We start from the raw sequence: 13,204 nt of genomic DNA, 5'->3' as shown, positions 1-13,204 counted from the left end.
GTGCGGCGGGTTTCGGTGTCGCGATCATGTCCGCCCCTCTGTTCGGCTGGCAGCGCGATTGTTTCGCTAGATTGTTTCTATACTAATGAATGGCGTCAAGCGGCGCGTTGCGCCGCGCGTCCACCCTCGACACGCCGCGCCCGCCCGTCCCATGCTGGCGCGGTTCATTGCGGAAGAAGACGTTCCATGCGGGTTTCGACACGTTCCACCATCCCGTCCTCCATCGTGGGAGCGCGCCCATGACGCGCCCGCTGGAGGGACTGAAGGTCCTTGAACTGGCACGCATCCTTGCCGGCCCGTGGGTCGGGCAGCTCCTGGCCGATCTCGGCGCGGACGTGGTGAAGGTGGAGAGCCCGGAGGGCGACGACACCCGCACCTGGGGGCCGCCCTTCGTGCCCGCCGCCGATGGTGGCGACCTGTCCGCGGCCTATTTCCATGCCGCCAATCGCGGCAAGAAGTCCGTGGTCATCGATTTCCGCACCCCCGAGGGGCAGGAAGAGGTGCGCCGGCTCGCCGCCAAGGCGGACGTGCTGGTGGAGAACTTCAAGGTCGGCGGCCTGAAGAAATACGGCCTCGACGCTGAGAGCCTGAAGGCGGTCAACCCGCGCCTCGTCTATTGCTCCATCACCGGCTTCGGCCAGACCGGGCCCTATGCGGAGCGGGCGGGCTATGACTATCTCGTCCAGGGCATGGGCGGGATCATGTCGCTCACCGGCGCGCCGGAGGGCGAGCCGATGAAGGTGGGCGTCGCCTTCGCCGACATCTTCACCGGTCTCTATGCCACCGTCGGCATCCTTTCCGCCTTGCGGCGGCGGGATGCGAGCGGGCAGGGCGCGGTGGTGGACATGGCACTGCTCGACTGCCAGGTGGGCGTGCTGGCCAACCAGGCCATGAACTATCTGGTCTCGGGCCAGGCGCCGGCGCGGCTGGGCAACGCCCATCCCAACATCGTGCCCTATCAGGTCTTCCCGGTGGCGGACGGCTACGTCATCATCGCGGTGGGCAATGACGGCCAGTTCCGCCGGTTCTGCACCGTGCTCGGCGTGCCGGAGGTCGGCACCGACCCCGCCTTTGCGACGAATCGCGAGCGGGTGAAGAACCGGGCTGAACTGGTGCCGCTGCTCACCGGCAAGATGGCGGCCTTCCAGAAGGCGGACCTGCTGGCGAAACTGGAGGCCGAGGGCGTGCCCGCCGGCCCCATCAACACGATCGACGAGGTGTTCGCCGATCCGCAGGTAATCGCGCGCGGCATGCGTCTGGACCTGCCCACCGCCGACGCGGCCTCGGGCACGGTCCCGGGCGTGCGCACGCCGATCACCATCGACGGTGCGCCCATGGTGTCCGACCAGCCCTCGCCGGCGCTGGGTGCCCATACGGCGGCCTTCAAGGCCGGCGATCTCTGGTAATAGGTCAGGCGCGCTGCCCTTTCAGGCAGCGTGCCTGTTCGTTGTGCTTGACATGACTCCATGCGCATATTTCATTAGTACACATATGAACTGCGCTGGGTGACCGGCGCGCCGCCGACGGCCGGTTTTCCCGTGCCCTGGAGCTGTGAGCGCCATGCTTGACGACAAGATCGCCGCGTCCCGGCCCGCCGCGGATGAGAAGATCCGCTGCGATGCCTGCCCGGTCATGTGCTACATCAAGCCGGGCATGACCGGTGCCTGCGATCGCTATGCCAATGACGCGGGCGAACTGGTGCGCGTGGATCCCCACGTGGTGCTCGACCGGACGCTGGCGCAGGGCGGCACGGTGGTGCCCTTCAATCGCGGCGGCGACTGGGACGGCAAGCTGCTCGGCACGCCCGAGACCTTCGTGACCGCCATCGGCGCGGGCACCACCTATCCCGACTACAAGCCCGCGCCCTTCATCGTCTCGTCCCAGGTGGACGGCATCGACATGGTCACGGTCGTGACCGAGGGCATCTTCAGCTATTGCGGCGTGAAGGTGAAGATCGACACCGACCGCTTCCTCGGCCCCGAGCAGGCCACGGTGCGCGCCGCGGGCGAGCCCGTGGGCCATGTGACCACCAGCGAATACGGCTCGCAGATGCTGTCCCTCGGCGGCGTGCATCACCTCACCGGCGGCGGCAAGAAGGAAGGCCGCGTCACCTGCGAGGCGCTGCTCGACCTGTGCAACGGCAAGGCGGTGGAGCTGACCATCGACGACGGCTCGACCGTGGTGGTGCAGGCGGGCAAGGCGCCCGTCGTCAACGGCTTCCAGGAAGAGCGCATGCGTGTGGGCTGCGGCTCCGCGACCATCGGCATGTTCGCCAAGCAGTGGCTGGGCAAGGCCGACGAGGTGGTGGTGGTGGACGACCACATCACCGGCGTGCTGTCCGAGCATCAGGCCGGCAAGCTGCTCGACATTCCCGAGACCGGCATCAAGATGAAGGGCCGCCGCTCGACCCCCGGCCGCTATTTCCAGGTGGCCGAGCCCGGCACCGGCTGGGGCGGCACCAACATCACCGACCCGCTGGCCATCATCGGCCCGTTCGATCCCAAGGTGGCATGGCCGGGCCTGCGCCTGTTCTTCATCTCCACCACCGGCGAGCATTTCGCCTATTACGAGTTGGACGACGCCCTGCTGCCGGTGGCCAAGGACATGCCGGCGGACCTGCTGGCCTCGGCCGAGCGGGTGAAGGAGAATTGCGAGCCTGCGCTCTCCACCGTTCTGTTCATGGCCGGTGCCGGCGGCTCGCTACGCTCGGGCGTGACGGAGAATCCGGTGCGGCTCACCAAGTCGGTGAAGGACGCGCTCACCTATGTCACCAGCGGCGGCGCACCGGTCTATGTCTATCCGGGCGGCGGCATCACCTTCATGGTGGACGTGACCCGCCTGCCGGAGAACGCCTTCGGCTACGTGCCGACCCCGGCCTTGGTGGCGCCCATCGAGTTCACCCTGAAGCTGTCGGACTATGAGGCGCTGGGCGGGCACATGGCCGAGGTTCGGCCGGTGTCCTCCATCCCGCAGGGCGAGGGCCTGCGGCCCCTGGCGCCGCTCGGGGGCAATCCCTGGCCGCTGGCGCCGCAGACCGCCAAACGTTCGCACGGCTGAACCCATGAGCCTCGCCGCGTCTCTTCCCTCCCAGGCCCCGCGGGCGCCCCAGGCGGCCCTGCTGGCCGATGGGCGCCGCCTGCATGTGCAGGACGGTCCCATCGACCTCGTGATTGAGGCGGTGGGCGAGCCCGAGGCGGTGCAGCGGGCCTATGCGGCGGCGGTGCATAGCTTTACCCGCGTGCTCGATGCCTTGTGCGCGGAACTGCCGGCGCTGCGGGCCGCGTCGTCGCCCGACCTCTGCCCGGTTTCCGGTGCCGTGGCGCGACGCATGTGGCGGGCGGTGATGCCGTTCGCCGGCGACATCTTCATCACCCCCATGGCGGCGGTGGCGGGCGCGGTGGCGGAAGAGGTGCTCGCCGCCATGGTGGGGCCCGGCATCTCGCGCGCCTATGTGAACAATGGCGGCGACATCGCCCTTTTCCTGGCGGACGGCACGCGCTTCACGGTCGGCCTCGTCGACCGGCCCGACCGGCCCCGGATCATCGGCACCACAATTCTCGACGCCGCGAGCCCGGTGCGCGGCGTCGCCACCAGCGGCTGGCGCGGGCGCAGCTTCTCGCTCGGCATCGCCGATGCGGTCACCATCCTCGCGCCCACCGCCGCCATGGCGGATGCGGCGGCGACCGTGGTGGCCAATGCGGTGGACCTGCCGGGCCATCGCGGCGTGATCCGCGTGCCGGCGCGCGACCTCCAGCCGGACAGCGACCTGCGGGACCGTGCCGTCACCCGGCACGTGCCGGACTTGTCCGCCGCCGAGCGGGCCGAGGCGTTGGAAGCCGGCCTCGCCTGCGCGCGTGATCTGGCGCGCCGGGGCCTGATCTGCGCCGCCGCGCTGCATCTCCAGGGCGAGACCGTCGGCACCGGCGCCGACCTTGCCCTGCTCTCCGACATGGCGGCGGATGCCTCCGCCGCCCGCATTTTCTCAACGCCACAACCAGAACAAGGGCGCACACATGCCTGAGGTGAAGATCCGTAAGCGTCTCCTGATCATCGAGGAAATCCTCCATGAAGGTGGCCCCGTGGCCGCAACGCCGCGCAAGCGCGGGGCGGTGCTCACCGTCATCGAGAACCCCTTCGCCGGCCGCTATGTGGAAGACATCGCCGGCTTCATGGACGACCTGACCCCGCTCGGGGTCGCCATGGCGGGCGATCTCCTGGCCGCGCTGGGCGGCGACAAGACCGCCATCGACGGCTACGGCAAGGGCGCCATCGTCGGCGCCGCCGGCGAGCTGGAGCACGGCGCGCTGTGGCATGTGCCCGGCGGCTATGCCATGCGCGAGATCCTCGGCGACGCCAAGGCCATCGTCCCCTCCACCAAGAAGGTGGGCGGCCCCGGCACGCGGCTGGACGTTCCGATCACCCATGTGAACGCCTCCTATGTGCGCAGCCATTTCGACGCCATGGAAGTGGGCGTGCCGGATGGCCCCAAGGCGGACGAGATCGTGCTGGTGCTGGCGATGACCAGTGGCCCGCGCGTCCACGCCCGCGTCGGCGGCCTGGCGGCGGACAAGATCAAGGGCGAGGACGGCCTGCGATGAGCGCGAAAATCCGCAAGATCGTTACCTTTCTCGAAGAAACCCATACGGAGATGGGCCGGCCCGTCTCCCCGCCCACGCGCCGCGCGGCGGCGGTGGCGGTGATCGAGAACCCCTTCGCCGGGCGCTATGTGGAGGACCTGTCCGACCTCATCGCCATCGGCGAGGAGCTCGGCGGGCTCCTGACCGAGCGGGCAGTCGCCGCCCTCGGCATCGAGGGCGCGGCCGCGCAGAGCTACGGCAAGGCCGCGCTGGTGGGTGAGAATGGCGAGCTGGAGCACGCCGCGGCTCTGCTGCATCCCAAGATGGGCACGCCGGTGCGCAAGGTGCTGGGCAAGGGCGCGGCGCTGATCCCGTCCTCCAAGCGGCGCGGCGGCATGGGCGCGGAGCTGGACATCCCGCTCGGCCACAAGGACGCGGCCTTCGTCCGCAGCCATTTCGACGGCATGCAGGTGAGCATCAACGATGCCCCGCGCGCCAACGAGATCGTGGTCGCCGTGGCGGTCACGGATTCCGGCCGGCCCCTGCCGCGGGTGGGCGGCCTGGTGGTGGCCGACATCAAGGGCGAGGACGGATTGCGCTAAGCTCGCGCCGGACCCTGACCGGGCCGGAATTTGAGGACGGTACGTCGAAAAACCAGAGGGGATGACCGTATGAAGACGATGATTGGGGTCGCGCTGGCAGCCACGCTGCTGGTGACCGGAATGGCCAAGGCCCAGCAGGGCGAGATCAAGGTCGGCGAGATCAACAGCTATTCGGCGTTGCCCGCCTTCACCGATCCTTATCGCAAGGGCATGGATCTGGCGCTGAAGCAGATCAATGACGCCGGCGGCATCAAGGGCAAGAAGCTCGTGATCATCTCCAAGGACGACGGCGGCAAGCCCGGCGACGCCCTGACCGCCGCCAACGAGCTGGTCTCGCGCGACGGCGTGGTGATGATCGCCGGCGGCTTCCTGTCCAACGTGGGCCTGGCTTTGGCGGACTTCGCCAAGCAGAAGAAGGTGCCCTATATCGCCGCCGAGCCTTTGACCGACGCCATCGTCTGGTCGAAAGGCAATGACTATACCTTCCGCCTGCGCACCTCGAACTACATGCAGGCGGCCATGCTGGCGGAAGAAGCCGCCAAGCTGCCGGCCAAGAAGTGGGCGACCATCGCCCCGAACTATGAGTTCGGCCAGTCGTTCGTGGCCGTGTTCAAGGAACTGCTGACCAAGAAGCGCCCGGACGTGGAGTTCGTGGCCGAGCAGTGGCCGCCGCTGGGCAAGATCGACGCCGGCCCGGTGCTCCAGGCCATCGACGCCGCCAAGCCCGACGCCATCCTGAACGCCACCTTCGCCGGCGACCTGGTGAAGCTGGTGCGCGAGGGCAATACCCGCGGCGTGTTCAAGGACCGCGCCGTGGTCAGCTACCTGACCGGCGAGCCGGAATATCTCGATCCGCTGAAGACCGAGACCCCGGAAGGCTGGATCGTGTCGGGCTATCCCTGGTACGGCATCAACACGCCCGAGCATAAGGCGTTCCTGGACGCCTACCAGCAGCTCAACAAGGACTATCCGCGCCTCGGCTCCATTGTCGGCTATTCCACCGTCATGAGCATCGCGGCCGTCCTGAAGGCCACCGATGACCACAACCCCGACGGCATCGTCAAGGCCATGAAGGGCCTGAAGGTGGACACCCCCTTCGGTCCCATCGTCTACCGCGCGGCGGACCACCAGAGCACGCTCGGCGCCTATATCGGCAAGACCTCGGTCAAGGACGGCAAGGGCGTGATGGTGGACTATGTGTTCCGCGCCGGTGCCGACTACCTGCCGTCCGAAGCGGACGCTGCCAAGCTCCGTCCCAAGGACTGACGCGATCCCTGACGCGACCCCTGGCCGGTGCCTTCCGGTGCCGGCCAGCCATTCTCCGCACCAATAACAAGAAACCAGCCTTCAAGAGCGTTCAACGAAAGGTTGAGCCGTGGAATTCCTATTGGTCCAGGCCCTCAGCGGGCTCGCCAGCGCCGCGTCGTTGTTTCTGGTGGCGTCGGGCCTGTCGATCATCTTCGGCGTGATGCGCATCGTGAACTTTGCGCATGGCGCGTTCTACATGCTCGGCGCCTACGTCGCGTTCACGCTGACGGACCGCTTCGCCGGCCCCCTCGGCTTCTGGGGCGGCATTCTCGTGGCCTGCCTCGTGGTGGCCGCCGTCGGCGCGCTGATGGAGATGCTGCTGCTGCGCCGCATCTATCACGCGCCCGAGCTGTTCCAGCTCCTGGCCACCTTCGGCGTCACGCTGATGGTCGAGGACATCGTGGTGCTGATCTGGGGCGCCGAGGACCTCATGGGCCCGCGCGCGCCCGGCTTCACCGGCGCCGTCACCGTGTTCGGCCGCCTGGTGCCGTCCTACGACTTCCTGCTCATTGCGCTGGGCCCCATCGTGCTCGGCCTGCTGTGGCTGCTGTTCCACGGCACCCGCTGGGGCGTGCTGGTGCGCGCCGCCACCCAGGACCGCGACATGGTGGCCTCGCTGGGCGTCAACCAGAAGTGGCTGTTCACCAGCGTGTTCGCGCTGGGCGTGTTCCTGGCGGCGCTGGGCGGAGCCTTGCAGATTCCGCGCACCACGGTCAGCCATGCCATGGACCTGTCGATCATCGTCGAGGTGTTCGTGGTGGTGGTGATCGGCGGCCTCGGCAGCGTCACCGGCGCCTTCGTGGCCGCCATCCTGGTGTCCGAGCTGAATGCCTTTGGCATCCTGGTGCTGCCCAAGATCTCCATGGTCATGGTGTTCCTGGTCATGGCGGTGGTGCTGGTGGTGCGGCCCTGGGGCCTGTTCGGCAAGCCGGAGGGCACGCCGCGTGCCGCCGCCGGCCTCTCCATCCGCCCCTGGCGCCCCATGTCCGCGCTGGAGCGCATGGGCGTCGCCGTCGCCATTCTGGTGGCGGCGAGCCTGCCGGTCTTCGCCGGCAACTATGCCTTGAGCGTGGGCACGGAAATCCTCGTCTTCGTGCTGTTCGCCGCCAGCCTGCATTTCCTGATGACCGTGGGCGGCCTCGCCTCCTTCGGCCATGCGGCCTATTTCGGCCTCGGCGCCTATGGCGCGGCCTTCATGGTCAAGTTCCTGGGCGCCCCCATGGAGCTGGCGCTGTTGGTCGGCCCGCTGCTCGGGCTGGCGGGTGCGGTGCTGTTCGGCTGGTTCTGCGTGCGCCTGTCCGGGGTCTATTTCGCCATGCTGACGCTGGCTTTCGCCCAGATCGCATGGTCGGTGGCGTTCCAGTGGGTGGAGGTGACCGGCGGCGACAACGGCATGCTGGGCATCTGGCCGTCCAAATGGGCCTCCAGCCCGCAGGGCTTCTTCTGGCTGACCCTGGCGATCGTCGTCATCGGGGTGGGCGTGCTGCGGATGCTGGTGTTCTCGCCCTTCGGCTATGGCCTCAGGGCGGCCCGCGACAGCACGCTGCGCAGCGAGGCCATCGGCATCGACCGCAAGAGCACGCAATGGGCCGCCTTCATCGTGGCCGGCACGTTCGCGGGCATCGCCGGGGCGCTGTTCGCCTTCCTGAAAGGCAGTGTGTTCCCGGAGAACCTGGCCATCCCGACTTCGGTGGACGGCCTCGTCATGGTGCTGCTGGGCGGCATCGAGACGGTGTCCGGCGCGGTCATCGGCGCCATTGTCTACAAGGCCCTGGCCATCTGGCTCATGAGCAAGACGGAATTGTCCAAGCTGGTGCTGGGCGGGGTGATCGTGGTGCTGGTGGTGGCCTTCCCGAAGGGCATCGTCGGCTTCCTCGAGGACCTGCGCCATCGCCGCCGCCGCCCGCCCGCGCCCGACGGGGCGGGGCCTGAGGCGGCCGGCTACGTCGCCAAGGTGGAGGCCGCGGAATGAGCGCGCTGCTGCAAGTGGAAGGGCTCGCCAAGTCCTATGGCGGGGTGCATGCGGTGCGGGGCGTCTCGTTCGCGCTCGACGCCGGCACCATCCTCGCCCTGATCGGCCCCAACGGCGCCGGCAAGAGCACCTGCTTCAACATGCTGAACGGCCAGATCCGGCCCAATGCCGGCTCCATCAAGCTGGAGGGCCAGGAGATCGTCGGCCTGCCGCCGCGCGCGGTGTGGCGGCGCGGGGTGGGGCGGACGTTCCAGATCACCGCCACCTTCCCGTCCATGACGGTGCGCGAGAACGTGCAGGTGGCGCTGCTCTCCTTCCACCACAAGCTGTGGGCCATGGTGGGCTATGCGGGCGCCGCCCATCGCCCCGAGGCCGACCGCCTGCTGGCGCTGGTGGGCATGGAGGCGCAGGCCGAACGGCCGTGCGGGGAACTGGCCTACGGCGACCTGAAGCGGCTGGAGCTGGCCATTGCCTTGGCCAACAATCCCAAGCTCTTGCTGATGGATGAACCCACCGCCGGCATGGCGCCGAAGGAGCGCGTGGACCTGATGCGCCTCACCGCCAAGATCGCCCGCGAGAAGGGCATCGGCGTGCTGTTCACCGAGCACGACATGGACGTGGTGTTCGAGCATGCGGATGCCGTGATGGTGCTGAACCGGGGCGAGCTGATCGCCACCGGCACGCCGGAACAGGTGCGCCGCGACCCGCAGGTGCGGGCGATCTATCTGGGCGAGGGCCTGCTGTACGACGCCAAACACCGCGAGGGGAGCGCCGCATGAAGCTCGAAGTCTCCGGGCTGAACAGCCATTACGGGCCGGCCCACATCCTGTTCGACGTCGGCTTCGAGGTGGGCGCCGGCGAAGTGGTGGCGCTGCTCGGCCGCAACGGCGCCGGCAAGAGCACCACTTTCCGCTCGGTGGTGGGCCTCGTCGCCCAGCGCACCGGCCAGATCCGCTTCGAGGGCGAGGACGTCTCGCGCCTGCCGACCTATGAGGTCGTCCGTCGCGGCCTCGGCTATGTGCCTGAGGACAGGCGCATTTTCACCGAGCTGACGGTGGAGGAGAATTTCACCGTGGGCCGCCAGCCGCCCCGCGCCGGGGTCGCCACCTGGACGCCGGAGCGGATCTACGAGCTGTTCCCCAACCTCGGCGAGATGAGGAAGCGTCCCGGCGGGCAGATGAGCGGCGGCGAGCAGCAGATGCTGACCATCGGCCGCACATTGATGGGAAATCCTTCGCTGGTGCTGCTGGACGAGCCGTCCGAGGGCCTGGCGCCGAAGATCGTGGAGCAGATGGCCGACGCCATCCTGACCATGAAGCGGGAAGGGCTCTCCATCGTCATCTCCGAGCAGAATCTGCATTTCGCCAAGCTCATCTCGGACCGGGCCTATATCATTGAAAAAGGTCGCATTCGCTTCTCCGGCACCATGGCGGAGCTGGAGGCCAATCCGGAGGTCCGCGACGCCTATCTCGCCGTCTAGGCGGGGCGGGCGATATAGATGACACGACGCCAGGGGAGGCCAGGGGTGAGCACCATGCCAGCAGCCGGCGCCCGCCGCCGGCGCACCAAAACGCCGGCCCCGCCGGCCTATGTGCTTGATACGCAAGTAGGTTTCCTGCTGCGGCAAGTGATGCAGCGGCACACCATCATCTTCGGCGCGCGCATGGGGGAGGAGTTGACCTCCACCCAATGGGCGGCGCTGGCCAAGCTCGCCGAGAAGGGGCCGTGCTCGCAGAACCTGCTGGGCCGCCTCACCGCCATGGATGCGGCCACCATCAAGGGGGTGGTGGACCGTCTGGTGAAGCGCGCCCTGGTGGAGACGCGGCCCGACCCCGAGGACGGCCGCCGGCTGGTGGTGGCCCTGACGGCAGAAGGGGTTGCGCTGGCCGAGCGGGCGGCGCCGACGGCGCTCGGGATCACCGAGGAGACCCTGGCGCCGCTGGACGCGGCCGAGCGCGCGCAACTGCTCGCCTTGCTGTCGCGACTGAAATAAGCGCCGGTATTTCAGGATCTTAGTGTGTCATGGCCCTGGTCTTTCAGGGCCTTGGCGCGGCGATCCCGGCGGTCTCGTCGGGCAGGGCGATGACCACGAGGACCTGCGCCTTCTCGCGCCCGAGGCTGCGCACCTCATGCTTGATCTCGCCTTCGAAATACAAGCAATCCCCGGCACTTAGCTCAAGCTCCTCGGGGCCGAGGCGGATCGCCACCCGGCCGGAGACGACGAACAGGAACTCCTCGCCGCCATGCGCCCAGCGCGGGTCCGAGCGCAGCGCCGGCTTGGTGGCCGGCGTCATCAGGAAGGGCTCCATCATCTTGCGCGAGCGGCCCGCCGCCAAAGGGAACAGGCCGAAGGTGCCGTCCACCTGCTGCGGCCCCTCGCCATGCCGCGTCAGCGTGTAGCGCGCGGTGGATATGGCATTCAGATCAAACAGTTGAGCGATATTGACATCGAGCGCGGTGGCCACCCGCAGCAGCGCGCTGATGGACGGGGTCTTCAGCCCGCGCTCCACCAGTGAGAGGTATCCCCGTGTGAGGGCGCTGGCGGCGGCGAGGCGGTCCAGCGTCATGCCCTTCTCAAGGCGGAGCTGCCGCAGGTTCGGTCCCAGACGATCGGCCTTGCTGGCGTCGAGCACGCAAAATCCCCTGTTGCGCCCTTCAATTCCCCATTTGCGCCACCGTGTCTTAGGACGCGGCCGGCGGCGCCTCAACTGTTTCTAGCAGAACACCTTTCGTTTGCGGAAATTGTCGTCAGCCATGCGCGCGAATTTGTGCAGACACGCATGAACGCACCGTGTCGTGAATGAAAAATATGCAAACGACTGTCATCCGCATCCGCCGGCCGGATCGGCACCGTTTCGCGGCTATTGATTTCTGTCAGTAAACATGGTGCCGTTGGGTATGGACGGGTACGGGCGCGGCTTCGCGTCCCGCCCTCCGCTCCAGATCAGGCAAGAGGACAGCCCGCATGATCGTGCGTCCCGGCACCGGCCCGAGCGGCCTCCTGCCCCCCGCCGCATCGCGCCGCGCCCCCGGGCGCGGCCGCCGCCCACCTCCCGCCTGAGCCGGCGGCTCAGGCCCGCCGGACGCTGACCGCGAGGTCGGCGGCCGCGGGTCAGGCCCCGTGCCGGCCGCGCGCCCCGCCGATGGCGGGACCGGCGCGGCGGGCAGGTGAGCAGGTGAACATCACGTCCCCGGCGCCCGCCTTGCGCGCGCCGGCCGGCGGGCCCGTGTCCGCAAGACCGTTCCGGGTACCTCCCGCCGCCGGCCGCGCCGGCCGGGGAGGGGGCGCCCGCCCCGGCCGGCGTGTCCGGCCGTCTCCAGGTCCAAGAAGTTCCGCCCCTCCGCCCGGACGCAGAAGCCGGACGGGGACCGGGCAGGCGTGTGCGTCCCCCCAGACCTTCCAGAGAGGCACGATATGACACTCACCGGAACCATCGCGTCGCCGGCCGCGACCGCCGAGCGCAGCGACATGCGGCGCATCGTCTGGTCCTCGGTCATCGGCACCGCCGTCGAATGGTACGACTTCCTCATCTATGCGGCGGCCACCGCTCTGGTGTTCAACAAGCTGTTCTTCCCCGTGGCCGATCCCGCGCTCGCCACCATCGCCGCCTTCGGCACCTATGCGGTGGGCTTCCTCGCCCGGCCCTTGGGCGCGGCCATCTTCGGCCATTATGGCGACAAGCTCGGCCGCAAGGCCATGCTGGCCACCACCATCGTCATCATGGGGCTGGGCACCTTCTGCATCGGTCTCCTGCCCACCTATGAGCAGATCGGCGTCGCCGCCCCCATCCTGCTGCTGATCCTGCGCTTCCTCCAGGGCATCGGCATCGGCGGGGAATGGGGCGGGGCGGTGCTCATGGTGGTGGAGAACGCGCCGGCGAAGAAGCGCGGCCTGTTCGGCTCCATGGTGCAGGTGGGCAATCCCATCGGCAATCTCGCCGCCATCGGCATCTTCGCTTTGGTGTCGCAACTGCCCGACAGCGCCTTCCTGTCCTGGGGCTGGCGTCTGCCCTTCCTGTTCTCCATCGTGCTCATCGCGGTCGGCCTGTTCATCCGCCTCAAGCTCGACGAGACCCCGGCCTTCCGCGAGATGAAGGCGAAGAACGCCTGCGCCCAGGCGCCGCTGGTGGAGATCTTCCGCGATCACCGCCGCCCCTTCTTCACCGCCGTCGGCCTGAAGATCGCGGAAATCTCCTACGCCTCTATCGCCGGCGTGTTCGTCATCTCCTATGCCACGGCTCAACTGGGCATGCCGCGCGCGACCATCCTCAACGGCGTGTGGCTGTCCTCCTTCATCGCTTTGTTCACCATCCCGCTGTTCGGCTGGCTGTCGGATCTGGTCGGCCGCAAGACCATGTTCTTCCTGAGCTGCCTGTTCTGCGCGGGCTTCGCCTTCCCCATGTTCGCGCTCTTGGAGACCCGCGATCCGGCCATCGTGACGGCGACCATCGTGGTGGCCATCTCCTGCGGCCAGATGGTGATGTTCGGCATCGGCGCGCCCTGGTATTCGGAGCTGTTCACCGCCCGGCTGCGCTATTCCGGCGCCTCGCTGGGCTTCCAGATCGGCGCCGCGCTCTCCGGCGGCCTCACGCCCTTCATCGCCGCGGCGCTGATGACCTGGAGCGGCGGCGCCACCTGGCCCATCTCCATCTATCTCATCGGCTGCGCGCTCATCACCGCGTTCGCCACCTTCATGGCGCCCGAGACCGCCCGCAAGGACATGATCTGACGCCGTTTCCCCCTGT

12 protein-coding genes are annotated in these 13,204 nt (G+C 68.3%); 11 read left to right on the top strand and 1 reads right to left on the bottom strand.

The window, feature by feature from the left end:
• Positions 1-239 precede the first annotated feature (239 nt).
• From YU1_RS0101520 to YU1_RS0101475, 10 genes are all read left to right on the top strand, one after another.
• Complete coding sequence (locus YU1_RS0101520; RefSeq protein ID WP_029002568.1) at positions 240-1,406, top strand: CaiB/BaiF CoA transferase family protein; 1,167 nt, start codon at positions 240-242, stop codon at positions 1,404-1,406.
• Positions 1,407-1,560: 154 nt separating this feature from the next.
• Complete coding sequence (locus YU1_RS0101515; protein WP_029002567.1) at positions 1,561-3,057, top strand: hypothetical protein; 1,497 nt, start codon at positions 1,561-1,563, stop codon at positions 3,055-3,057.
• Positions 3,058-3,061: 4 nt separating this feature from the next.
• The gene (locus YU1_RS27395; protein ID WP_084539579.1) at positions 3,062-4,021 is read left to right on the top strand and encodes a UPF0280 family protein; all 960 of its coding nucleotides are present in this window, start codon (positions 3,062-3,064) and stop codon (positions 4,019-4,021) included.
• Complete coding sequence (locus YU1_RS0101505) at positions 4,014-4,598, top strand: amino acid synthesis family protein (protein ID WP_029002566.1); 585 nt, start codon at positions 4,014-4,016, stop codon at positions 4,596-4,598. Before YU1_RS27395 ends, YU1_RS0101505 begins: the two co-directional genes overlap by 8 nt.
• Complete coding sequence (locus tag YU1_RS0101500; protein WP_029002565.1) at positions 4,595-5,179, top strand: amino acid synthesis family protein; 585 nt, start codon at positions 4,595-4,597, stop codon at positions 5,177-5,179. Before YU1_RS0101505 ends, YU1_RS0101500 begins: the two co-directional genes overlap by 4 nt.
• 69 nt (positions 5,180-5,248) lie before the next feature.
• The gene (locus YU1_RS0101495; protein WP_029002564.1) at positions 5,249-6,445 is read left to right on the top strand and encodes an ABC transporter substrate-binding protein; all 1,197 of its coding nucleotides are present in this window, start codon (positions 5,249-5,251) and stop codon (positions 6,443-6,445) included.
• Between the two features lie 109 nt (positions 6,446-6,554).
• The gene (locus tag YU1_RS0101490; RefSeq protein ID WP_029002563.1) at positions 6,555-8,459 is read left to right on the top strand and encodes an ABC transporter permease; all 1,905 of its coding nucleotides are present in this window, start codon (positions 6,555-6,557) and stop codon (positions 8,457-8,459) included.
• Positions 8,456-9,238 (top strand): ABC transporter ATP-binding protein, encoded by a 783-nt coding sequence (locus tag YU1_RS0101485; protein ID WP_029002562.1) that lies wholly within the window; start codon positions 8,456-8,458, stop codon positions 9,236-9,238. The genes YU1_RS0101490 and YU1_RS0101485 overlap by 4 nt, the downstream gene beginning before the upstream one ends.
• Positions 9,235-9,939: an ABC transporter ATP-binding protein gene (locus YU1_RS0101480; RefSeq protein WP_029002561.1), complete on the top strand. Its 705-nt coding sequence runs from the start codon at positions 9,235-9,237 to the stop codon at positions 9,937-9,939. Before YU1_RS0101485 ends, YU1_RS0101480 begins: the two co-directional genes overlap by 4 nt.
• Before the next feature lie 54 nt (positions 9,940-9,993).
• On the top strand, positions 9,994-10,452 hold the full coding sequence (locus YU1_RS0101475; RefSeq protein WP_051356378.1) for a MarR family winged helix-turn-helix transcriptional regulator: 459 nt from the start codon (positions 9,994-9,996) through the stop codon (positions 10,450-10,452).
• 43 nt (positions 10,453-10,495) lie between these two features.
• On the opposite strand, the gene YU1_RS27390 is transcribed toward YU1_RS0101475, so the two are convergent.
• Complete coding sequence (locus YU1_RS27390; protein WP_051356354.1) at positions 10,496-11,092, bottom strand: helix-turn-helix domain-containing protein; 597 nt, start codon at positions 11,090-11,092, stop codon at positions 10,496-10,498.
• 782 nt (positions 11,093-11,874) lie between these two features.
• Here YU1_RS27390 and YU1_RS0101465 point away from each other — a divergent pair.
• Positions 11,875-13,188, top strand: a complete 1,314-nt coding sequence (locus YU1_RS0101465) for an MFS transporter (RefSeq protein WP_029002559.1) — start codon at positions 11,875-11,877, stop codon at positions 13,186-13,188.
• Positions 13,189-13,204: the final 16 nt, after the last annotated feature.

The sequence above is a fragment of the Azorhizobium doebereinerae UFLA1-100 genome (genome assembly GCF_000473085.1).
Taxonomy (GTDB): Bacteria; Pseudomonadota; Alphaproteobacteria; order Rhizobiales; family Xanthobacteraceae; genus Azorhizobium; species Azorhizobium doebereinerae.
This window is presented reverse-complemented; position numbering and strand designations above follow the sequence as displayed.